The organism is Micromonospora sp. NPDC049497 (assembly GCF_044465805.1).
Lineage (GTDB): Bacteria > Actinomycetota > Actinomycetes > Mycobacteriales > Micromonosporaceae > Micromonospora.
Genome location: NZ_JBITMC010000033.1, coordinates 1 through 21,958 on the forward strand (window position 1 = coordinate 1; position 21,958 = coordinate 21,958).

At 73.8% G+C, this 21,958-nt stretch carries 22 protein-coding genes and 1 pseudogene; 19 read left to right on the forward strand and 4 right to left on the reverse strand.

The features are described from left to right. The 8 genes from ACIBR0_RS27880 to ACIBR0_RS27915 all read left to right on the forward strand — a co-directional run. Nucleotides 1–627 (forward strand): glycosyltransferase family 9 protein (locus ACIBR0_RS27880; protein ID WP_396720543.1); only part of this gene is annotated, 627 nt, incomplete at its 5' end. A gap of 30 nt (nucleotides 628–657) precedes the next feature. Continuing rightward, entirely contained in the window at nucleotides 658–1,650 is a 993-nt protein-coding gene (locus ACIBR0_RS27885; RefSeq protein WP_396720545.1) for a glycosyltransferase, read from the forward strand. Next, complete coding sequence (locus tag ACIBR0_RS27890) at nucleotides 1,635–2,852, forward strand: glycosyltransferase (protein ID WP_396720547.1); 1,218 nt, start codon at nucleotides 1,635–1,637, stop codon at nucleotides 2,850–2,852. Before ACIBR0_RS27885 ends, ACIBR0_RS27890 begins: the two co-directional genes overlap by 16 nt. Further along, on the forward strand, nucleotides 2,852–3,640 hold the full coding sequence (locus ACIBR0_RS27895) for an SIS domain-containing protein (RefSeq protein WP_396720549.1): 789 nt from the start codon (nucleotides 2,852–2,854) through the stop codon (nucleotides 3,638–3,640). The genes ACIBR0_RS27890 and ACIBR0_RS27895 overlap by 1 nt, the downstream gene beginning before the upstream one ends. Then, on the forward strand, nucleotides 3,637–5,049 hold the full coding sequence (locus tag ACIBR0_RS27900) for a PfkB family carbohydrate kinase (protein ID WP_396720551.1): 1,413 nt from the start codon (nucleotides 3,637–3,639) through the stop codon (nucleotides 5,047–5,049). The genes ACIBR0_RS27895 and ACIBR0_RS27900 overlap by 4 nt, the downstream gene beginning before the upstream one ends. Continuing rightward, on the forward strand, nucleotides 5,046–5,741 hold the full coding sequence (locus ACIBR0_RS27905; protein ID WP_396720553.1) for an SDR family oxidoreductase: 696 nt from the start codon (nucleotides 5,046–5,048) through the stop codon (nucleotides 5,739–5,741). Before ACIBR0_RS27900 ends, ACIBR0_RS27905 begins: the two co-directional genes overlap by 4 nt. Further along, a complete protein-coding gene (locus ACIBR0_RS27910; protein WP_396720555.1) occupies nucleotides 5,738–6,727 on the forward strand; it encodes a glycosyltransferase family 9 protein in 990 nt (329 codons plus the stop codon). The genes ACIBR0_RS27905 and ACIBR0_RS27910 overlap by 4 nt, the downstream gene beginning before the upstream one ends. Before the next feature lie 52 nt (nucleotides 6,728–6,779). Beyond that, nucleotides 6,780–7,634, forward strand: a complete 855-nt coding sequence (locus tag ACIBR0_RS27915; protein ID WP_396720557.1) for an alpha/beta fold hydrolase — start codon at nucleotides 6,780–6,782, stop codon at nucleotides 7,632–7,634. A gap of 52 nt (nucleotides 7,635–7,686) precedes the next feature. Here ACIBR0_RS27915 and ACIBR0_RS27920 read toward each other — a convergent pair whose 3' ends face one another. Then, entirely contained in the window at nucleotides 7,687–7,857 is a 171-nt protein-coding gene (locus ACIBR0_RS27920) for a hypothetical protein (protein WP_357041011.1), read from the reverse strand. Between the two features lie 211 nt (nucleotides 7,858–8,068). Between ACIBR0_RS27920 and ACIBR0_RS27925 the strand changes: the two genes are divergently transcribed. From ACIBR0_RS27925 to ACIBR0_RS27935, 3 genes are all read left to right on the forward strand, one after another. Then, complete coding sequence (locus ACIBR0_RS27925) at nucleotides 8,069–8,722, forward strand: hypothetical protein (protein ID WP_396720559.1); 654 nt, start codon at nucleotides 8,069–8,071, stop codon at nucleotides 8,720–8,722. A gap of 249 nt (nucleotides 8,723–8,971) precedes the next feature. Further along, nucleotides 8,972–9,340: a hypothetical protein gene (locus ACIBR0_RS27930; protein ID WP_396720561.1), complete on the forward strand. Its 369-nt coding sequence runs from the start codon at nucleotides 8,972–8,974 to the stop codon at nucleotides 9,338–9,340. 308 nt (nucleotides 9,341–9,648) lie between these two features. Further along, entirely contained in the window at nucleotides 9,649–10,446 is a 798-nt protein-coding gene (locus ACIBR0_RS27935; protein ID WP_396720563.1) for an SGNH/GDSL hydrolase family protein, read from the forward strand. A gap of 87 nt (nucleotides 10,447–10,533) precedes the next feature. Here ACIBR0_RS27935 and ACIBR0_RS27940 read toward each other — a convergent pair whose 3' ends face one another. Further along, complete coding sequence (locus tag ACIBR0_RS27940; RefSeq protein WP_396720565.1) at nucleotides 10,534–10,716, reverse strand: hypothetical protein; 183 nt, start codon at nucleotides 10,714–10,716, stop codon at nucleotides 10,534–10,536. Between the two features lie 67 nt (nucleotides 10,717–10,783). Continuing rightward, nucleotides 10,784–11,693: pseudogene (locus tag ACIBR0_RS27945) on the reverse strand (DUF72 domain-containing protein). Between the two features lie 133 nt (nucleotides 11,694–11,826). On the opposite strand from ACIBR0_RS27945, the gene ACIBR0_RS27950 reads away from it, so the two are divergent. The 7 genes from ACIBR0_RS27950 to ACIBR0_RS27980 all read left to right on the forward strand — a co-directional run bounded on the left by ACIBR0_RS27950 (nucleotide 11,827) and on the right by ACIBR0_RS27980 (nucleotide 17,818). Next, the gene (locus ACIBR0_RS27950) at nucleotides 11,827–12,333 is read left to right on the forward strand and encodes a DinB family protein (RefSeq protein WP_396720567.1); all 507 of its coding nucleotides are present in this window, start codon (nucleotides 11,827–11,829) and stop codon (nucleotides 12,331–12,333) included. A 120-nt stretch (nucleotides 12,334–12,453) separates the two neighbouring features. Continuing rightward, nucleotides 12,454–13,284: a hypothetical protein gene (locus ACIBR0_RS27955; RefSeq protein ID WP_396720569.1), complete on the forward strand. Its 831-nt coding sequence runs from the start codon at nucleotides 12,454–12,456 to the stop codon at nucleotides 13,282–13,284. A gap of 183 nt (nucleotides 13,285–13,467) precedes the next feature. Beyond that, nucleotides 13,468–14,157 (forward strand): Pr6Pr family membrane protein, encoded by a 690-nt coding sequence (locus ACIBR0_RS27960; RefSeq protein ID WP_396720571.1) that lies wholly within the window; start codon nucleotides 13,468–13,470, stop codon nucleotides 14,155–14,157. A 10-nt stretch (nucleotides 14,158–14,167) separates the two neighbouring features. Beyond that, a complete protein-coding gene (locus tag ACIBR0_RS27965; RefSeq protein WP_396720573.1) occupies nucleotides 14,168–15,142 on the forward strand; it encodes a glycoside hydrolase family 88 protein in 975 nt (324 codons plus the stop codon). Between the two features lie 111 nt (nucleotides 15,143–15,253). After that, the gene (locus ACIBR0_RS27970) at nucleotides 15,254–16,333 is read left to right on the forward strand and encodes an NAD(P)-dependent alcohol dehydrogenase (RefSeq protein WP_396720575.1); all 1,080 of its coding nucleotides are present in this window, start codon (nucleotides 15,254–15,256) and stop codon (nucleotides 16,331–16,333) included. 41 nt (nucleotides 16,334–16,374) lie between these two features. Continuing rightward, nucleotides 16,375–16,890: a 2'-5' RNA ligase family protein gene (locus ACIBR0_RS27975; RefSeq protein WP_357040529.1), complete on the forward strand. Its 516-nt coding sequence runs from the start codon at nucleotides 16,375–16,377 to the stop codon at nucleotides 16,888–16,890. A gap of 43 nt (nucleotides 16,891–16,933) precedes the next feature. Beyond that, nucleotides 16,934–17,818, forward strand: a complete 885-nt coding sequence (locus ACIBR0_RS27980) for an ABC transporter substrate-binding protein (RefSeq protein WP_396720577.1) — start codon at nucleotides 16,934–16,936, stop codon at nucleotides 17,816–17,818. Nucleotides 17,819–17,971: 153 nt separating this feature from the next. On the opposite strand, the gene ACIBR0_RS27985 is transcribed toward ACIBR0_RS27980, so the two are convergent. After that, complete coding sequence (locus tag ACIBR0_RS27985) at nucleotides 17,972–18,190, reverse strand: hypothetical protein (protein ID WP_357034793.1); 219 nt, start codon at nucleotides 18,188–18,190, stop codon at nucleotides 17,972–17,974. Nucleotides 18,191–18,484: 294 nt separating this feature from the next. Here ACIBR0_RS27985 and ACIBR0_RS27990 point away from each other — a divergent pair, with 294 nt between their 5' ends. Then, nucleotides 18,485–21,916, forward strand: a complete 3,432-nt coding sequence (locus tag ACIBR0_RS27990) for a family 16 glycoside hydrolase (RefSeq protein ID WP_396720579.1) — start codon at nucleotides 18,485–18,487, stop codon at nucleotides 21,914–21,916. Nucleotides 21,917–21,958 lie beyond the last annotated feature (42 nt).

The window sequence follows — 21,958 nt, forward strand, 5'->3', positions numbered from 1 at the left end:
CCCGTCGGTGTGCCGGAGCCGGAACGGGCCCTGTCCCTGGCCGCCGCGGCCGGGTTCACCCTGCCCGATGACGACCGACCCACCCTCCGCCTGCGACCCGACGTCGCGGCGGACGACCTGCCGCACCCGGCGCTCACCGAACCCGGCTACGTGGTGGTGCACCCCGGCGCGTCGGTCTCCGCGCGGGCCTGCCCACCGCAGCGCTGCGCCGACATCGTCGCCGCGCTGGCCGCCGCCGGCCACCGTGTCGTGGTCACCGGCGGACCCGACGAACGCGACCTGACCGCCCACGTCGCCGGTGACGTCGCGGTGGACCTGGGCGGCCGGACACCACTGCCGGCCCTCGCCCGGGTGCTCGCCCGCGCCCGGTGCCTGGTCGTCGGCAACACCGGCCCCGCACACCTGGCCGCGGCGGTCGGCACGCCAGTGGTGAGTCTCTTCGCCCCGACCGTCCCCTTCGGACAGTGGGGCCCCTGGGGCGTGCCGACCGTACGCCTCGGCGACGCCGCCGCCCCGTGCCGCGACACCCGCGCCGCAACCTGCCCGATCCCCGACCATCCCTGCCTCACCGGGCTCGACCCGGGCGAGGTGGTGGACGCGGTGCACCTGTTGACCCCGTCCACCTGACCCCACCCGAGACACCTGCTGAGGAGAGGCATGAACATTCTGCTCTGGCACGTGCACGGCTCCTGGACGACCTCGTTCGTGCACGGCACACACCGCTACCTCATCCCGGTCACCCCCGACCGCGGCCCCTACGGCCTCGGCCGCGCCCGCACCTACCCCTGGCCCGACACCGCCGTCGAAATCACACCCGAGCAGTTGCGATCCACCGACGTCGACCTCGTCGTCCTCCAACGCCCCGAAGAGATCGACCTCACCCACCAGTGGACCGGCCGCACCCCCGGCCGCGACCTCCCCGCCATCTACGTCGAACACAACACCCCCAAAGACGGCAACGTCCCCCACAGCCGCCACCCCCTCGCCGACCGCGACGACCTCCTCATCGCCCACGTCACCCACTTCAACGAGCTTTTCTGGGACACCGGTGCCACCCGCACCACCGTGGTCGAGCACGGCATCGTGCCGCCCCGGGTCGAGTGGACCGGCGAGCTGGACCGGCTCGCGGTGGTGACCAACGAGCCGGTACGCCGCTGGCGGGTGACCGGCACCGACCTCATGCCCCGCTTCGCGCGGGTGGCGCCGCTGGACGTGTTCGGGATGGGGGTCGCCGGTCTGCCGGACGCGCTGGCGCGGGCCCCCGGCGGCGGGCCCGGGCTCGCGGTCACCGGCCACGACGACGTCCCGCAGGACCGGATGCACGCCGAGGTGGCCCGGCGGCGGGCGTACCTGCACCTCTGCCGGTGGACGTCCCTGGGCCTCAGCCTCATCGAGGCGATGGCGATGGGGATGCCGGTGGTGGCCCTGGCCACGACCGAGGCGGTGGACGCCGTGCCGGCCGACGCGGGGGTGCTCTCCACCCGGGTGGACACCCTGGTCGAGGCGGCCCGATGGCTCATGACCGACCGCGACGCGGCCTCCCGCCTGGGGGCACGCGCTCGCGACGTGGCGAAGGAACGGTTCGGGCTCGACCGGTTCCTCGCCGACTGGGACCGGCTGATCGAGGAGGAAACATGCGCATCGCGATGATCTCGGAACACGCCAGCCCCCTCGCCGTCCTCGGCGAGGAGGACGCGGGTGGGCAGAACACCCACGTGGCCGAGCTGGCGGCGGCGCTGGCCGGCGAGGGGCACGACGTCCGCGTCTACACCCGCCGCGACTCCACCGCCCTGCCGGAGACCGTCGACGCCCCGCACGGCTACCAGGTGTGCCACGTGCCGGCCGGCCCGGCCCTGCGGGTGCCGAAGGACGAGCTGCTGCCGTACATGGGCGAGTTCGGGCGCTGGCTGGCCGGTCAGTGGCGCGACGGCAGCTGGACGCCGCACGTGGCGCACGCCCACTTCTGGATGAGCGGTCTGGCCACCCTGCACGCGGGGCGGCGGACCGGGGTGCCGGTGGTGCTGACGTACCACGCGCTGGGCACCGTCAAGAAGCGCCACCAGGGCGCCCGGGACACCAGTCCACCCGGCCGGATCGGGTACGAACGGGCGTTGGGCCGGGCCGTGGACCGGGTCATCGTGCAGTGCCAGGACGAGATCGGTGAGCTGCTGCGGCTGGGTGTGCCCCGGTCCCGGATGGCGCTGGTCCCCTCCGGCGTCAACGAGGAGATGTTCCGTCCCGACGGTCCGGTGGTCCCGCGCGACCCTGCCCGCCCCCGGATCATCACCGTCGGTCGCATGGTGGAGCGCAAGGGCTTCCAGGAGGTCGTCCGGGCGCTGCCGGCCGTGCCGGACGCGGAGTGCATGGTGGTCGGCGGTCCGCCGGCCGAGCTGCTGCCCGCCGACGGCTACGCCCGCCGGCTCACCGCCCTCGCCGAGGCGTGCGGGGTGGCCGACCGGGTGAAGCTGGTCGGTGCCGTGCCCCGCGAGGAGATGGGCCGCTGGTACCGGTCGGCGGACCTGCTGGTCGCCGCCCCCTGGTACGAGCCGTTCGGCCTGACCCCGCTGGAGGCGATGGCCTGCGGGGTGCCCGTCGTCGGCACCGACGTCGGCGGCATCTCCGACACGGTGGTGCACGGCCTGACCGGGGACCTCGTGCCGCCCCGCGACCCCCGCACGCTCGGCGCGGCCGTCCGCCGGCTGCTCGCCGACCGGGTGCGCCGGTTCGCGTACGCGACGGCGGCGCTGGACCGGATCCGCAGCCGGTACTCCTGGAAGCGCTGCGCCGAGCAGTTGGGCGCGGTCTACGCCGCGGTCAGCACGGTCGCCCGTCCCGCACCGGCGGTGGCCTGATGAGCCTCTCCCACCTCGACAGTCACCTGGCGAACCTGGCCGCCGCGCTGCTGCCCTACCGGCAGGCCGCCGAACGCCTCTCCACCTGGGGCACCGAACTCGCCTGGACCCTGGCCCGCGGCGGACGGCTGCTGGTGGCCGGCAACGGCGGCAGCGCCGCCGAAGCCCAACACCTCACCGCCGAACTCGTCGGCAAACTCCACGACGACCGCCAACCCCTGTCCGCCATCGCCCTGCACGCCGAAACCAGCGCCCTCACCGCGATCGGCAACGACTACGGATACGACCACATCTACGCCCGCCAGGTCCGCGCCCACGGCCGCCCCGGCGACATCCTCCTGCTCATGTCCACCAGCGGCGCCAGCCCCAACCTCCTGCACGCCACCCACGCCGCCCGCGACACCGGGGTGCGGACGTGGGCCTTCACCGGCCCGGCGCCGAATCCGCTCGCCGAGCTCTGCGACGACACCCTCGCCGTCCCCTCCCCGGACAGCCAGGTCGTCCAGGAACTGCACCTCGTCTCCAGCCACCTGCTCTGCGAGTACGTCGAGCAGGCCCTGCCGCTGGTGCGGGACCTGCCGCGGATGGCCCCGCCGGCACCGCGCGGGGTCGGGCTGGCCGACCGGTTCGGCCTGGACGGTCGCGCCCTCGCCGCCGCCGGCAGCCACGGCCACGGCGCCAACGGGCACAGCCCGAACGGCTTGAACGGGAACGGCCGCGGCACCAACGGCCACGGCGCCAACGGCCACGGGAGCAACGGCCGGGGAGCCGAAGGGGTGGCGTCGTGAGCGGCCCGCTGGTGGTGGTCGGCGACGCGCTGCTGGACCGGGACGTGAGCGGCGCGGTCAACCGGGTCTGCCCGGACGCGCCGGTTCCGGTGCTCGACGAGCGGTCGGCCACCGACCGGCCCGGCGGCGCCGGTCTCGCCGCGCTGCTCGCCGCCGCGCACGGCACCGATGTCGCGCTGGTGACCGCCCTCGCCGACGACCCGGCCGCCGCGCGCATCGCCGAGCTGCTGACCGCCGCCGGGGTCCGCCTCTACCCGCTGCGCATGCCCGGTGCCACCGCCGAGAAGATCCGGCTGCGCGCCGGTGGGCAGACGCTGCTGCGGCTGGACCGGGGCGGCGCCCCGCAGGCACCCGGTGAGCCGCCGGAGGCGGCGCTGGAGGTCATCGCCTCCGCCGGTGCGGTCCTGGCCAGCGACTACGGCCGGGGTCTGCTGCGGCAGCCGACGCTGCGCGCGGCGCTGGCCGACGCGTCCGCCCCGGTGGTGTGGGACCCGCACCCGAAGGGACCGGCCGCCGTGGCGGGCGCCCGGCTGGTCACGCCGAACCTGGCCGAGCTGCGCCAGCTCACCGGCGACGCCGGTGCCGGCTCGGCGCTGTCCACCGCGACCCGCGCCGGCCACGAGCTGCGCCGACGCTGGCGGGTGGGCGCGGTCGCGGTGACCATGGGCCCGGAAGGGGCGGTGCTCTGCCACTCCGGCAGCACCCCGCTGGTGATGCCACCACCGTCGGAGGTGGACAGCGTCGAGGACACCTGCGGGGCCGGGGACCGGTTCGCCGCCGCCGCGGCCACCGCGCTCGCCGGCGGGGCGCTGGTCTCCGAGGCCGTCGGCGAGGCGGTCGCCGCCGCGTCCGCGTACGTCGCGGCCGGCGGGGCGGCGGGACTGCACCGGCAGCCGGAGGACCAGGGGCCGTCGGTCCCGGCGGGCTCCGCCGAGGACGTCGTGGCGAGGGTACGCGCCGACGGCGGCACGGTCGTCGCCACCGGCGGCTGCTTCGACATCCTGCACGCCGGGCACGTCGCCACCCTCCAGGCCGCCCGGCGGCTCGGCGACGCCCTCGTCGTCTGCCTGAACTCCGACCGCAGCGTCCGAGGGCTGAAGGGCCCGGAACGGCCGCTGAACACCGAAGCCGACCGGGCACGTTTGCTGGCCGCGCTGGACTGCGTGGACGCGGTGGTGGTCTTCGACGAGCCCACCCCGCACATGGTGCTGTCCCGCCTGCGCCCGGACGTCTGGGTCAAGGGCGGGGACTACGCCGGTGACGGCGCACCGGAACTGCCCGAGGCCGAGCTGGTCCGGGGCTGGGGCGGCCGCGTCGTCACCGTGCCGTACCTGGCCGGCCGGTCCACCACCGCCACCATCACCGCCGCGCGCCAGCGCGGCACACGTCTGATCAAGGGAGCAGCATGAGCAGGGATCTGAACTCCTCGGCCATCCTGGTCACCGGCGGGTCGAGCGGGCTCGGCGCGGCCGTGGTCGCCGCCGTGACGAAGGCCGGCGGCCGGCCGTACGTGCTGGACCGGCAGCCGCCCGCCGACGGGGTGCCGTGGGTCGAGTGCGACCTGGCCGACAGCCGGGCGGCCGAGGCGGCCACCCGGCAGCTCGCCGAGCAGGCCGGTGGCCTGGACGGGGTGGTCACCGCCGCCGGCATGGACGTGCCGGGCCGGCTCGGCGACGTCCCCGGTGACACCTGGGACCGGATCGTCGGGATCAACCTGCTGGGCACCGCCGCGGTGATCCGGGCGGCGCTGCCCGAGCTGGAGCGGTCGCACGGGACGGTGGTGACGGTGGCGTCGACGCTCGGAATCAAGGCCGTCAGTGACGCCACCGCCTACTGCGCGGCGAAGTTCGGCGTCGTCGGATTCACCCGCGCCCTCGCCGCCGAACTCGCCGGCCGCGTCGGCGTCACCCTGCTCATCCCCGGCGGCATGCGCACCGCCTTCTTCGACGACCGCGACGACCAGTACAAACCCGGCCCCGACGCCATCCTCAACGACCCCACCGACACCGCCGCCGCCATCATGTTCGCCCTCACCCAACCCCCCGGCTGCGCCGTCCGCGAAATGATCGTCTGCGCCGAACAGGAATCCTCCTACCCGTGATCCTCGTCCTCCGCGCCCTCGGCGTCGGCGACCTCGCCACCACCACACCCGCCCTGCGCGCCATCCGAGCCGCCCACCCGGACCAGGAACTCACCCTGATCGCGCCGGGGTGGCTCACCCCCCTGGTCAACCTCATCGGGGGCGTCGACCGGCTGGTCGACGCCCCCGGCCTGGGCCCCCTGGAGTGGACCGGCCCCACCCCCGACCTCGCGGTGAACCTGCACGGCCGCGGGCCGCAGTCGCACCGCATGCTCGCCGCCACCCGACCCGGCCGACTGCTCGCCTTCGCCAACGACGAGGCCGACCACCACAACGGGCCACCCTGGCGGGCCGACGAGCACGAGGTCGACCGGTGGTGCCGGCTGCTGGCCTGGTACGGGTTCCCCGCCGACCGGAGCGACCTGGCGCTGCGCCGCCCCGCCCCGGACGGCCTGCCGACCGGGGTCACGATCCTGCACCCGGGGGCGAAGGCGCCCCAGCGGCGCTGGCCGCCGGAGCGGTTCGCGGCCGTCGCCCGGCACCTGACCGCCGCCGGCCACCATGTCGTGGTCACCGGCAACCGCAGCGAGCGGCCGAGCGCCGATCAGGTCGCCCGCCTCGCCGGACTCCCCGCCGAGGTCGTCCTCGCCGGCCACACCGACCTGCACGACCTCGCCACCCTCACCGCCCACGCCCGCCTCCTCATCTCCGGCGACACCGGCATCGCGCACCTCGCCACCGCCTACCGCACCCCGTCGGTCCTCCTCTTCGGACCCGCCAGCCCCGCCCACTGGGGACCACCACCGGACCGGCCGTGGCACGAGGCGCTGTGGACCGGGCCGTACCGGGGCGCGCACGCGGACGCCGTACCGCATCCGGCGCTGGCGGCGCTCGACGTGCCGGACGTGCTCGCGGCGGTCGACCGGGTCGAACGCGGCGCCCGCGCGGCGGACGCGGTCCCCCGGCCACGTGACCAGCGGACACGGGACGTGTCCCCGGTCGGGTGACGGCGGTCACCGGTGGTTACCCGCCGGTAGGTAAGAGCATTAGCCTGGTGCGGTGAACGCGACGGTGGAGTACCGGCAGGAGTTCGTCGAGGTCGACGGCGCCCGGATCGGCCTTCAGGTGTACCCGGAGCCGGACGGCGTTACCGACGCCCCGCTGGTGCTGATCATGCCGGCGATGGGGGTCCGTGCCCGCTACTACCGCCCGTTCGCCGCCGCGCTGCGCGACGCCGGCCTGACCGTGGCGGTGGCCGACCTCCGGGGCACCGGCGAGAGCACCCCCACACCCAGCCGGGCCTGCCGCTACGGCTACGCGGAACTGGTCACCGACATCGGCGCGGCGCTCGCCGCCCTGAAGCCGCTGCGCGACGGACGGAAGACGGTGCTGCTCGGGCACTCGCTCGGCGGGCAGGCGTCCGTGCTACACCTCGCGCTGACCGAGGGGCACGAGGTGGACGGCCTCGCGCTGGTCGCGGTGGGCCTGCCCTGGTGGCGCCTCTACCCCGGCGCGCGCGGGTACGGCGTCCTGCCGTACACGCAGGGCATCGCGGCGGCGGCCCGGCTGCTCGGCGTGTGGCCCGGCTGGGGTTTCGGCGGCCGGCAGGCGCGCGGCGTGATCCGGGACTGGGCGCACACCGCGCGGACCGGCCGCTTCCCGCACCTGGACGGGGTGGACACCGAGGCCGCCGTGCGGGGGATCCGCACCCCGGTTCTCGCGGTCAGCGTGGACCACGACCAGTACACGCCCCACGAGACGCTCGACCACCTCTGCGGGAAGCTGGTCGCGGCGCCCGTCACGCGCGAGCGCTACACCGAGGCCGAAGCCGGTGCCCGCATGGACCACTTCACCTGGGTACGCGCCAGCGCGCCGCTGGCCCAGCGCGTGGCCCGCTTCGCGGCCGAGGTGTAAGGAAGGGCCCCCCGTTAACGCCTCGTGTAGAGCACGGGTCCCCTGTTAACACTCACTCGTCGGTCTCCACCGGCACCATCTCGCCGTTCCGCTCCACCCGGGTCTCCCCGTGCTCGGCCGGCGGTGGCACCTGCGCCGTCGTCTTCCGCGGGTCGTTGTCGGGGTGCATCAGCACCGCGTCGGTCGAGGCGGTCTTCTCCCGACTCTCCTCCGGCTGGGACATCCTCTTCCCCTTCCCTCGGCTGGTTCGGCCCTGCGACCTACCCGATACCGACCGGAGGACTCCTGCCCACCGACGTGGCTTGCCGACGGAAAGGGTCGTCGGCGATCCGGCCGGGCCGGAACCGGATGCGTCGTATCGGCTGGTGAGGGACGGGATTAGCCGGTCGGGCGGTGGGTAAGCCGCACCGCCCGACACGGTGGAAGGGGATCAGATGTCCGAACGGCACACCGCACTGCGCTCGATGCACGATCTGGGCCTGGCGGCCTGGTTCGGGGGCTCCCTCATGGGGGCTTTCGGCGTCAACGGCGCGGCGGCACAGATCAACGACTCGACTCAACGACTGCCGGTGGCCTCGGCCGGCTGGGCCCGGTGGACCCCGGTCAACGCCGCGGCCATCGGCGCGCACCTGGCAGGGGCCGTCGGCGAACTGGTCACCGAGAGCCCCCGGGTGGCCTCGCAGGCCGGCGTGGCCCGGGCCAGCTCGCTCAAGACCGCTCTGACGGTCGGCGCGCTGGCGGTGACGGGATACAGCAGACTGCTCGGCATGCGGCTGGAGAAGGCCGGCAACCCGCCGGTCGAGGGCACGACCGAGCCGAACCACCAGACACCGTCGAACGTCGCGTCGACCCAACGGCAGATGAAGCTTCTCCAGTGGGCGGTTCCGGCGATCACCGGTGCGCTGATCGTGATGACCGCGTACATGGGCGAGCAGCAGAAGCCGGGACAGGTGTTCCGGGGAGTGTTCGGCCGGGCCGGCTCGATGGGCTCGGCCAGGGGAATGCGGAAGATGGGGACGATAGGGAAGCTCACCACCATGGCCGGCATGGCTGCCGGCCGGAAGAAGGCGCATTCCGGCCGCGACTGACGCGGGGCCGGCAACCGGGCGGCGTCCCGTCGACTCCTCGGCGACGGGACGCCGCCCGGCGCCCGCGTCCCCGCCGGTCGGCGGCGCTGCGCCGCGACGGCGACAACTTCGTGGGAGTTGCTGCCTCCGGCGCCGGGGAGGGGACATCTTCCCCGAAGTTGCGCCGCTGTTCGGTCAGGGTGGCACGCATGACGGGGCCTTCGCCGGGCAATCGGCGGCGGTACGGGCGGACCGAGCAGCGAGGTGGCCATGACGGCGAACAGTGGACGCGGCGGCGGGGACGGGCGTGAACCCGAGGCCAACAACCCGTGGATCACGCGGGACGGCTTCGACGCGGACCCGCCCTGGGGTGTGGGTGCGCACGACCCGATGGACGAGGGCAGCGAGGAGACCGCCGTACCGGAGGGGCGGCGCGGGGACCGCCGCGCCGGGGAGCCCGGTGCGCCGACCGGCCCCGCCGGCCGCCATGGCTTCGGCCCGGTGGAGCCCACGCGTACGCCGGTGGTCGGGCCGGGCGCGCCGCCGGATCCGGCGCCGTCGAGGCGGTCGTTCCCGGACGACGCCGACATCGGAGAGAGGTCCGAGGACGCGCTGCGGACCCGGGGCCGGCGCTCCTGACGACTGCCTGCGGCCCGCCAACGGGTAGCGGGGTTGGGTACTGATCGACGTGGACGCGTTGACCTGACCCGCCGTACGACCTGACATCGCGACCGTCCGGGCTCTGCCCGGGCGGTCGCGGCATGTCCGCGTGCCACCGCCACCCGTCCGGCTCCGGACACGTACGCATCCACGATCTTCGATAAGCGCCCGATCCGCAACCCGGGGCGGCCACTTTCGCGGCTCGCGCCGAATTGCCGCCCAGAAATGTTACCGACTGGTAGACGACATGTTACGACAAGGACCTCCCATCCCCTCGGAGGTCCTGAATGCGTCTTCGGCTGTTCCCCACCCTCGGCAGCCTCGCCGCCGGCGTCCTGCTCGCGGCCACCCTCACCGCCACCCCCGCCGCCGCCGCCGGCACCGACTACGCGGCCCTCGGCGACTCGTACTCCTCGGGCGTCGGCACCAACAACTACGACGGCGTCAGCGGCTCCTGCCTGCGGAGCCCTCAGGCGTACCCGCGGCTGTGGGCCAACACCCACGTCGTCGCCACCTTCCAGTTCGTCGCCTGCTCGGGCGCCACCACCCGGGAGGTACTCAGTGGACAGCTCGGTGCGCTGAACTCCGGCACCGACCTGGTGACGATCTCCATCGGCGGCAACGACGCCGGCTTCGCCGACGTGGTGACGACCTGCCGGCTGGGCAGCGACAGCAGTTGCCTCAGCGCGGTGAACACCGCGAAGGCCTACATCACCACGACCCTCCCGGGCCGGCTCGACGAGACCTACCGGGCCATCCGCAGCCGGGCACCGTACGCCCGGGTGGTGGTGCTCGGTTACCCGCGCCTGTTCGAGCTGGGCTGGTGCGGCTTCGGCAGCATCAGCGAGTACAAGCGCAACCTGCTCAACGGCGGCTCGGACACCATGTCGAGCGTCATCTCCAGCCGGGCCGGAGCGGCCGGCTTCACCTACGTCGACGTACGCGGCCGGTTCGCCGGGCACGGCGTGTGCGCGGCCAGCCCCTGGATCAACGGGACCACCTGGCCGGTCGTCGAGTCGTACCACCCGAACGCCAGCGGCCACTCCTCCGGCTACCTGCCGGCGCTGAACGCCACCACCGCCTGACGGCACTCCGGTCCGGCGCCACCGACGCCGGCGGCCCGCCCCGTCGGCGGACCGCCGGCGTCACACCTGGACCGACCGGTCACCCGGTCAGCGTGGTCCGTCCTCCGGACTCGACGGCGGGTCCACCACCGGATGCCCGGTGTCGTCCACCAGGCCCGGGGCCATGCTGCCGCCGTGCGCGTCCTGCGCCTCCCGGGTGCGCCGCGCCGCCGCGTCCTGCGGCACGCCCGGCGCGTCGTCGCCCGGCCACCGCTGCTCCTGGTCACTCATCCGTGCCGTCCCTCCGTCGTCCCGAGTCCAGGCGGTACCCGAGCGGCCCGCCGGAAAACCCGGCCGGTCAGGAGGTGGCGCCGGCTCGCGCGTACGGCCCGGCGGGGAGGACGCCGAGCAGGTCGGCCAGGCTCGCGGCGTCGCGCTGCGCCTGGTCGTCACAGCAGTTGTTGAACAGCACGTGCAGCTCGTCGCTCTGCCCGGCCAGGTCGGTCAGCAGCTCCGCCCAGCGGCGCAGCTCCTCCGCGCCGTACGCGTAGCGGAACTTCTCCTGCTTGTCGCCGGTGTCCCAGCCCGTGCTGTGGCCGTGGAAGCGGACCACCGCCAGGTCGGCGGTGGACATGAGGATGGGCGGCACCGACGAGGGGTGTCCCTGCGGCATGTCCACGCCCACGTGGGACAGGTCGTGCTCGCGCAGGAAGGCCAGCGTGTCCAGCGCCGCCGTACCGTCGAACCAGGACCCGTGCCGCAGCTCCACGGCGACCCGCCACGGCCGGCAACGCGCGGCCAGGTCCACGATGCGGCGCCGGGCGGCGTCACCGCGGGCCAGCCACGGCGGGAACTGGAGGAGGACCGCGCCGAGCCGGTCGGCCGCCGCGAGCGGCTCCAGCGCCGCGCGGAACCGGGCCCACAGCTCGTCGTACGCGGCGGCCGGCAGGTCCCGCCGCCGGATCCGCTCCGGGCCGCCGGTCGGACGCAGGTCCCGCGGCAGGGCCGCGACCGGGGTCGGGTGGCCGGTGAAGAGGCGGAACGCCTTGACGTCGAAGGTGAAGCCCTCCGGCGTGGCCTCGACCCAGCCGTGCGTGGTCTCCGGCACCGGCACGGCGTAGTACGAGGTGTCCACCTCGACCAGGGGGAAGTGTCGCGCGTACCAGTCGAGCCGGCCGGCCGGCGTGGCCGCCGAGCGCGGGTACCACCCGGAGCCGCAGCAGCATCGCGTCGGCCCAGGAGGACGTGCCCACCTTAATCACACCCATGTCATTCAGTGGACCGCCGAACCGGACATTCGGCAACCGGTGGGGACACCTCGGGTGACGCGTGGGAGCCGGTCCTGTCGGTGGGCGGACCTATCCTGAGCCGGTCGGTGACGTCACGCGAGAGGTGCCTTCCATGACCATGTCCGAGCAGCTGACCACCGGCGAGCGTGCCGATCTCGTGCAGACGCTTCGCCGGCACCGCGGGTTCCTCCGGCAGACGACCGACGGGCTCACCGACGAGCAGGCCGCGACCCGCAGCACGGCCAGCGAGCTGTGCCTCGGTGGTCTGATCAAGCACGTGACGACCGTGGAGCAGCGCTGGATGCGCTTCGCCGTCGGTGGCGCCGAGGCGATGAACGCCGAGCCGGTCGACTGGCTGGGGCAGTTCCGGATGGTCGAGGGCGAGACCCTCGCCGGCCTGCTCGGGGAGTTCGACCGGGTGGCGGCGGAGACCGACGAGCTGCTCGGCACCCTCGACCTGGACACGGCCCACCGCCTGCCCGACGCGCCCTGGTTCGAGCCCGGGGCCAGCTGGACGGTCCGCCGGGTGGTGCTGCACCTGATCGCCGAGACGGCGCAGCACGCCGGCCACGCCGACATCATCCGGGAGACGATCGACGGGGCGAGGACCATGGGTTGAGCCCCCTGCCGTGCCGGCCCGGCACGCTCCCCGGCGCCCGGTTGACCCGCGTCACACCACCCCTCATGTGACGTCTGCCCGTCCGGCGGCGCTGATCGACACGAGATGAACGCACACCGGATGGACCAGGAAACCGTCGAGCGACTGCTCGGTGGTCCGGTCGACGACGCCCCGGACGGCTCGCGATCCCTCGTCGTGCTGCTGTCGGCGGTCCGCGCCGCTCCGCAGGTCGGCGAGCTGGCCGGGGAGGCAGCCGCGCTCGACGCGTACCGGAGGGCACGGTCCGGCGCCCCGCTCGGCGTACCGCGCACCGCGCGGCGTTGGCTCGGTCGCACCACCGTTCGGGCCGCGGTGGCGGGCGCGCTCGTCGCCGCCAGCGGCGGGGTGGCCTTCGCCGCCGCCGGCGGGGTGCTGCCGAACCCGCTGCGCGCGCCGGCGCCGACCGTGACACCGTCCTCCGCCGCCCCGGACGCCACCGCCGCGCCCAGCGGTCCGGGCCAGGGGCCCGCCACGTCGCCCGGCACGAACGGGACGCCGGAGCCGCCCGCCTCCATCGTGGGGCTCTGCACGGCGTACCGGGCGGACGCCGGGGACAAGCCCGGCCGGACGCTGGACAACCCGGTCTTCGGCGACCTGGTGGGCGCGGCCGGCGGCCGTGACCGGGTGGCCGGCTACTGCGACAGGGTGCTGGCCGCCTCGCCGGGCACCCCACGCGGCACACCCACGGCACGCTCCGGCAACCAGCCCACGGCCCGCCCGACCGCTCCGGAGACGCAACAGCCCTCGACGCCGACCAAGAAGCCGTCGGCGCCGACGACCGGCCGTCCGACCGCGGTCGGCACCGACCCGGGCGCGGTCGGCACCGACCCGGCCGCGCCCGGCACCGACCGGGCCACACCCGGCACCGTCCTGCGGACGCCGAGCCGACCGACCCGCTCGGCCGGCGGCTGAGCGGGGTCCCTGCCACCGGGTCGACGGGGAGCAGGTCGAGGTCCAACGGCGACTTCTACGGTGGCTGGATCACCAGCGACGTCACCGGCCCGTTCAAGGGCGCGCCCGGCACGCTGGGCTGGTGAGCAGGGCTGCGATCCGGGGCCGGTGACCCCGGCGGCGGACTGCTGGTAGCTTGCCCCGATGAGTCTGCGGCGTCGACGTGCGGCGGTCGTGTTCCGCCTGACGGTCGTCATCAGCGTGGTGGCCGGGATCGTCCTCACCGCGCTCGGGCCGGCCACGGTCACCGGCCTGCTGCCCTACTTCACCATCCAGAGCAACGTCGCCGTGGGCCTCTTCGCCGGGTACGCCTGTTGGCTGGCCTGGCGGGACCGCCCGGAGCCGCCGGCGGCGCTCAAGGGCGCGGTGACGCTCTACATCACCATCACCGGCGTGGTCTACCACCTGGTGCTGGCCAACCCCGCCAGCCCGTTCGCGATGCCGCAACCGGACCGCGCGCTCGGTGAGGCGCTGGGCAACCAGTTCCTGCACACGGTGGTGCCGCTGCTCGCGGTGGCGGACTGGGCGCTGTTCGACCGGCGGGGCCGCCTCCGCCCGAGGTATGCGGCGTGGTGGCTGGCCTTCCCCCTCGGCTACCTGGGGTTCGCGCTGGTCCGGGGACTGGTGGTGGACCGCTACCCGTACCCCTTCATCGACGCGGGCGAGCTGGGTTACGACGGCGTCGGGATCAGCGCGGTGCTCTTCGCGGTCGCCTTCTGGGTGCTCGGCCTGGTGTTCGTCGGTGTCGACCTGGTCCTGGGCCGGGTCGGCCGGGGACCGGCGCCCGACGATCCGGGCGTCGTGGATCGGCCGGTGGGTGAACCGGTGGGCTGAGGAAGCGGCGATGGACACCAAGGACGCGACCACCCGGGTGCTGGCGGCGCTGCTCGCCATGCAGCGGCAGTCCTGGGAGCAGGGGGTGGCCGCGCAGGCGCTGCTCGACCTCGGCCACGACGAGTTGGTGGTGCTGCTGGCCCACGCGGCGGTCACCCGGCAGCACGCCGACGGCCGGCTGGGCGACGTCGGCGAGGACGGCGCGGTCAACGGGGCCGCGTGCGGTGAGGCCGTCCGGCACGCCGCGACGGTCACCGGCGACCCGCGCTACGCCGCCGCGCTGGACGCCCAGCTCGACTGGCTGGTCGCCCGCGCGCCCCGGGCCGCCGACGGCACCCTGTTCCACGTGCTCGACAGCCGGCAGGTCTGGGCCGACACGGTGCACATGGTGGTGCCCCTGCTCGCTCTGACCGGGCACGCCGACCACGCCGCCGTGCAGGTCGCCGGCCACCGCCGCCGCCTGTACGACGAGCGCACCGGCCTGTACGCGGCCCGCTGGGACGAGGACACCGGGCGGCTCACCCACCCCCGGCCCTGGGCGACCGGCAACGGCTGGGTGGTCACCGGCATCGCCCGCGCCCTATGCCTCGGCGTCACCTGGCCGGCCGGCGTCCGCGACGAGTTGGCCGGGCACGCCCGCGTCGTGCTCGACGCCGCCCTGGACCACCGGGGCGACGACGGGCTCTTCCCCGACGTGCTGGACGACCCGGCCTCCTTCCGTGAGGCCAACGTCGCCCAGATGCTCGCGTACGCCGCGTTGACCGGCGTCGCCGACGGCTGGCTGCCGCCCTCGTACGCCGAGGTGGGCCGGGATCTCGTCGCGGCGGCGGACCAACGGGTCGACCGGTACGGCCTGGTCACCGGGGTGAGTGGGTCGCCGGACTTCACCGGTCCGGGTACGTCCGCCGAGGCGCAGGCGTTCCACCTGCTCGTGCACGCCGCCCTGGACCGGGTGGTCGCGGCCGACGGCCGGGACTCCGCGTGACCTCCTCCCACCCGCAGCACCAACCGTGACATCGCCGACCGCGACGCGGCGGCGTGGGGAATCGACCCCGGGCGACTCGTTTGAGGCGTCGGTGGGCGGGGACCCGAACAGGTGGACGGGAAGACGAAGACGGGAGACGTCCACATGCGCGCGCTGCGGTTGCCCGACTGGAAGTCCGAGCCCGAGATGGTGGAGGTCGACCAGCCGACCCCGGGCCCCGGTGAGGTGGTGGTGAAGATCGGTGGCGCCGGTGCCTGCCACTCCGACCTGCACCTGATGCACGACTTCGAGGCCGGGACGGTGCCGTGGAACCCGCCGTTCACCCTCGGCCACGAGAACGCCGGCTGGGTCCACGCCCTCGGCGACGGGGTGACCGGTCTGGAGCAGGGGCAGCCGGTGGCGGTGTACGGCCCGTGGGGGTGCGGGACCTGCGCCCGCTGCCGGGTCGGAGTCGACCCGTACTGCGAGAACCCGGCCGCCGCCCCGGTGCCCGGCGGTGGTGGCGGACTCGGGTTGGACGGCGGGATGGCCGAGTACATGCTCGTACCGGACGACCGGCACATCGTGCCGCTGCCCGAAGGGCTCGACCCGGTGCTCGCGGCGCCGCTGACCGACGCCGGCCTGACCCCTTACCACGCGATCCGCCGGTCCTGGGCGAAACTCGGCCCGACCAGCACCGCCGTCGTCATCGGCGTCGGCGGCCTGGGTCACGTCGGCGTGCAGATCCTCAAGGCCACCACCGCCGCCCGGGTCATCGCCGTGGACACCCGCGAGGAGGCGCTGAAGCTGGGCCAGGAATGCGGGGCCGACCTGACGATGCTCTCCGGAGCCGACACCGCCGAGGAGATCCGGCGGGCCACCGGGGGCCGCGGCGCCGACGTCGTGCTCGACTTCGTGGGCGCGGACCCGACCCTGGCGCTCGGCGCGGCCGCCGCCCGCACGGTCGGCGATCTCACGATCGTCGGCATCGGCGGCGGCACCCTGCCGGTCGGGTTCTTCTCGGTGCCGTACGAGGTCAGCATCCAGACCACCTACTGGGGCAGCCGGCCGGAGCTGGTCGAGGTGCTCGAACTGGGCGCACGGGGCCTGGTCAAGCCGAAGGCGACGACCTTCGCGCTGGAGGACGCCGTCAGCGCGTACCGGAAGATGCAGGACGGGACGATGGAGGGCCGCGCGGTCATCGTGCCGTGACCCCCGACCACGCCGCGACCGCACGCCCCTAGAGTGATCATGTGGTCGCGGCGCTGGAGCTCTACCTGGACACCGACGCCACCCGACGGATCCGGGTGCTGTGGGACGCGCTGGAGTCCGAGGGTGTGCAGAGCATGCGCTCGCTGCTGGAACAGCGCCACCGGCCGCACGTCTCCCTCGCCGTGGCGCCGCGCTTCGATCCCGACCGGGTGGCCGAGGCGCTGGCCGGCACGGTGGTGGCACCGCCGCTGCGGCTGGAGTTCCCGCACGCCGGGCAGTTCGTCGGCCGGGTGCTGTGGCTGGGCGTCGCCCCCACGGAGGAGCTGCTGGCGCACCACCGGCTCGTCCACGACCGACTGGCGGCGGCCGGTGTCCCCCTGGCCGAGCACTACCGGCCGGGGCGCTGGGTGCCGCACTGCACGCTGTCGATGCGGGTGCCGAACACGCTGATGGCCGCCGCCGTCCGCCGGTGCCTGGAGGTGCTGCCCCTGACCGCGACCGTGGTCGGCGCGGCCCTCGCGGACCACGCCCGGGGTATCTCGCGCCCGCTGCCCTGACCCGGAGCGCCGACCGGCGGGCGGTTCCGGGCAGGATGGTCCCATGCGTCTGGTGTCCCTGCTGCCGTCCGCGACGGAGATCGTCTACGCCCTGGGGCTCGGCCCGGAACTGGTCGGGGTGACCTTCGAGTGCGAGGTGCCGCCCGCCGCCCGGGCCGCCCTTACCGTGGTGGTGGGCGGTCGGGACACGCGGGGAATGAGCCCCGGCGAGATCGACGAGTACGTCCGCACCCGAGCCGCCGCCGGCGAGGACCTCTACACCCTGCACGCCGACGCGCTGGCCGGCCTCGACCCGGACCTGATCATCACGCAGGACCTGTGCCGGGTGTGTGCGCTGCCCTCCGGCCAGGTCGCCGAGGCCCTCGACCATCTGGGGGCCCGCGCCGACGTGTTGTCGCTGGACCCGTACACCCTGCCGGAGGTCCTCGACACGATCCTGGCGGTGGGCGCGCGGGCCGGCGTACCGGATCGGGCGGAGGCCCTGGTCGACGCCCTGCGCGCGCGGCTCGCGGTGGTGGCCACGGCGGTGGCCGGCCGCCCGCGGCCCCGGGTCGCGGTGGTCGAGTGGGTGGATCCCCCGTTCGGCGCCGGGCACTGGATCCCGGATCTGGTCACGGCCGCCGGCGGGGAGCCGGTGGCGGCGCGGCCGGGCGCCCGGTCGGTGCCGACCACCTACGCCGACCTGCGCGCGGCGAAGCCGGACGTCGTGCTGGTCACGCCGTGCGGTTTCCACCTCGACGGTGCGGTCGGGCAGGCCCGGGCGGTGGCGGGCGAGTTCCCCGGCACCCCGGTCTGGGCGCTGGACGCGGACGGTCTGATCGTCCGTGCCGGGCCCCGCCTCGTCGACGGGGTGGAGGCGATCGCGGCGGTCCTGCATCCGGACGCGATGCCGCTCCCGTCAGAGGGCGCGGCGGCCCGTGTCGCCTGAGCACTTTCGGTGGTGATGGCCGCCACACTCAGTGACGGTGGATATCGCGGAGCCTCTGTGAGGTGACTGCGGGCGCCTGAGCGCCCGATCAGCCGGCCGACGGCCCGACACTGAGCGCAAGCTCAGCCCGTATCGGGTGCGCTGAGTTGGAACTCAGCTGGCGATCTCGCGCCAGGACGGGCTGCTGCCGCGCCAGGCGCTGGCGAGGATGACGGCCGAGGTGCGGCTGGGGCACTCCTGCAACTTGGAGCGGCCCTGCGCGCCGCCGATCTGCGCCAGGACCTCCCAGCGCTCCCCCGCCCGACGGATGTACACGTCACGGCGCCCGCGGGAGGTCGGGTCCCCGTTCCACCAGTGCTTTTCGACGATCACGTGCCGACGGTATACGACCGATCCGCCGAACGGTACCGGCACCCGGCTCGTCCCGGAGCCACCCGACCCGACTTTCGCATGATCAGGCGGAACTTTTGCTCAACCGCTCGAAAGGCATGGACTCGGGGATCGAATCCGATTAATGTTTCGATCCATCACCCCGGTGTTCCAGGCGGGTCACATCGTCGGCGTCGATCGCCCCCCTGAGCCCCGGTCGATGGCCGACCGCTACCCCCACCACAGCTCCGTGTCCGCGGTCGACCGCCTTCACTCCCACCCTCCCGAGGAGGAACGATGGGCACACGGCTGCTGCGCCGATTTCGCAGTCCTGTCCTAGGTTCGATCGCACTCGCCCTGGCCGCCGCCGGCCTGTCCGCGACCCCGGCCGCCGCGGCACCCGCCCAGGAGCCGGGCGTCACCCTGCGTGTCTACGACGTGCAGGTGCCGCTCAACGAGATCTGCACGCTCAAGGCGGCGCAGACCCCGAACGTCGACAAGCTGATGTCCACGATCAACTTCACCTCGACGGCCGACTTCGGCTTCGAGGACTACTTCGTGGCGCAGGTGCTCGGCACCATCAACGTCACGACCGCCGGCTCCTACACGTTCCGGCTGACCAGCGACGACGGGTCGAAGCTCACCATCGACAACTCGGTCGTCATCAACCACGACGGCCTGCACGGCGCGGACCCGCCCAAGGAGGGCACGGTCAACCTGACCGCCGGAGCGCACCCGTTCCGGATCGACCACTTCGAGCGCACGGGTGGGCAGCAGATCACCCTGGAGTGGAAGACCCCCGGTTCGTCGTCCTTCGTCGTGGTGCCCAACTCGGCCCTGAGCACCGACGCCGGCGTGGTCCGGGTCACTGCCCCCGGCAAGAAGGAGTGCGAGGGGGTCTTCGACTCCCCCGGCGACGGCCTGCCGCTCAACGGCGTGCACCCCAGCTACACGCTGACCAACCTGCGGCCCAGCGGCTTCCAGCCGAAGGTCACCGGCATGGACTGGCTCGCCGACGGACGGATGGTCATCTCCACCTGGGGTGGCAGCGACCAGTCCGGCAGCTCGCAGGACGGCGAGGTGCACATCCTGAGCAACACCGGCGGCTCCACCGGCCCCGGCAGCGTGACCACGAAGAAGATCGCCGGCGGACTCAAGGAGCCGATGGGCCTGAAGATCGTCGACGGGGTCGTCTACGTGTCGGAGAAGCAGAAGCTGACCCGGCTCGTCGACACCAACGGCGACGAGGTGGCCGACCAGCTCCAGACGGTGGCCACCTGGCCGTACGGGGGCAACTTCCACGAGTTCGCCTTCGGCCTGCTCTACCAGGCGCCGTACTTCTACCTGAACCTCTCGGTGTCGATCAACTACGGCGGCAACACCACCGACCCGCAGCCGGCGCCGAACCGGGGCACCACCATCAAGGTGCACAAGGACACCGGCGCGCTGTCGTACGTCGCCGGCGGCCTGCGTACCCCGCACGGCATCGGCTGGGGACCGGAGAACGGCATCTTCGTCACCGACAACCAGGGCGGCTGGCTGCCCTCGTCGAAGCTGCTGCACGTCAAGCAGGACCGGTTCTTCAACCACTACATGAATCCGGCCGGCCCCTTCGACACCAGGCCGGTGACCCCGCCGGTGCTGTGGATGCCGCAGAACGAGATCGCCAACTCCCCCAGTGGGCTGGTGACGGTGCCCAGCGGCACCTACGCCGGTCAACTGCTCATCGGCGACGTCACCTACGGCGGTCTCCAGCGGGCGTTCCTGGAGAAGGTCGACGGTGAGTACCAGGGCGCGCTGTTCCGGATGACGCAGGGCCTGGAGGCCGGCATCTCCGAGGTCCACATGGGACCGAACGGCGCGGTCTACGTCGGTGGGCTCGGCGCCGGGGGCAACTGGGGCCAGAGCGGCAAGCTGCAGTACGGGTTGCAGAAGCTGACCCCGAACAGCACCAGCACGTTCGACATCCTCGCCATGCGCGCCACCACCACCGGCTTCGAGCTGGAGTACACCCAGCCGGTGTCCACCGAGACCGCCGCCGACCTGGCGGCCCGCTACAAGGTCAAGCAGTGGCGCTACCAGCCGACCGCCGGCTACGGCGGGCCGAAGATCGGTGAGGAGACGCTGACCGTCAGCGCCGCCACCCTCTCCACCGACCGCAAGAAGGTCAGCCTCACGGTGCCCGGCCGCAAGGCGGGTCACGTCGTGTACGTCCGCTCGCCGCGCCCGTTCACCTCGACCACCGGCGCGTCGCTGTGGAGCACCGAGGCCTGGTACACGCTCAACGCCATCCCCGGCAGCACCCCGCCGCCGACCGGCGGCACCAACCTGGCGCTGAACAGATCGGCCACCGCGGACAGCTCCTGCGCCACCACCGAGGGACCCGAGAAGGCGGTCAACGGCAGCGTCGCCGGCGGCAACGCCGACAAGTGGTGCTCGAAGGGCACCAGCAGGTACCTCCAGGTCGACCTGGGTTCCAGCCAGAGCGTCAACAAGTTCGTGGTGAAGCACGCCGGGGCCGGTGGTGAGAACGCCGCCTGGAACACGAAGGACTTCACCATCGCCACCAGCACCGACGGCTCGAACTGGACCACCCGCGCGACGGTCACCGGCAACACCGCCAGCACCACCACGCACGACGTCACGGCGGTCACGGCGCGCTACGTACGGCTGAACATCACCGCGCCGACCAGCACCACCGACCCCGCCGCCCGGATCTACGAGTTCGAGGTGTACGCCCCGTCCGGCGGCGGCTCCGGCACCATCACCGGGATCGGCGGCAAGTGCCTCGACGTCAGCAACTCGGCCACCGCCGACGGCACCAAGATCCAGCTCTGGAACTGCAACGGCACCAACGCCCAGAAGTGGTCCCGCGTCGGCGACACCTTCCAGGCGCTCGGCAAGTGCCTCGACGTCGACAAGGGCGGCACGGCCGACGGCACCAAGGTGCAGCTGTGGACCTGCAACGGCACCGGCTCCCAGGTGTGGCAGCCGCAGTCCAACGGCTCGATCCTCAACCCGCAGTCCGGCAAGGTCCTCGACGCCGCCGGCGGGTCCAGCGCCGACGGCACCCAGATCCACATCTGGACGTACGTCGGTGGTGCCAACCAGCACTGGGTGATCAACGGCGGGAGCGGGACCAACCGCATCCAGCTCTTCGACGGCGACGACCTGAATGCCTGGCAGACCACCGGGGGCGCCGCCGCCGGCTGGCCGCTGGCGAACGGGTCGGCGGAGGTCCTGGGCGGTGACATCCGGACGAAGCAGAGCTTCGGCGACTTCACCCTCCACGTCGAGTGGTGGCAGCCGACCTACCCGTCCACCGTCACCGGGCAGGCCCGCGGCAACAGCGGCGTCTACCTGCAGGACCGGTACGAGATCCAGGTCCTCGACTCCTTCGGGGACACGTCGCTGGACAACACCGAGGCCGGGTCGATCTACAGCCGGAAGGCGGCCGGCAGCAACGCGGCCACCGCGCCGGAGACCTGGCAGACGTACGACATCACGTTCCGGGCCGCCCGGTTCGACAACTCCGGCAACAAGACCGCCAACGCCCGGGTGACCGTGCGCTGGAACGGCACGCTGATCCACGACGACGTGGAGATCACCAGCCCGACCGGCGGCGGCGCCGCGGAGACCGCGTCAGGGGGCCCGATCCGCCTCCAGGACCACGGTGACCCCGGCGCCAACGTCCGCTACCGCAACATCTGGATCGAACCCCTGTCCTGACCCCCACCCCGAAGCCGCCCGTCCCCCAACCGGGGGGCGGGC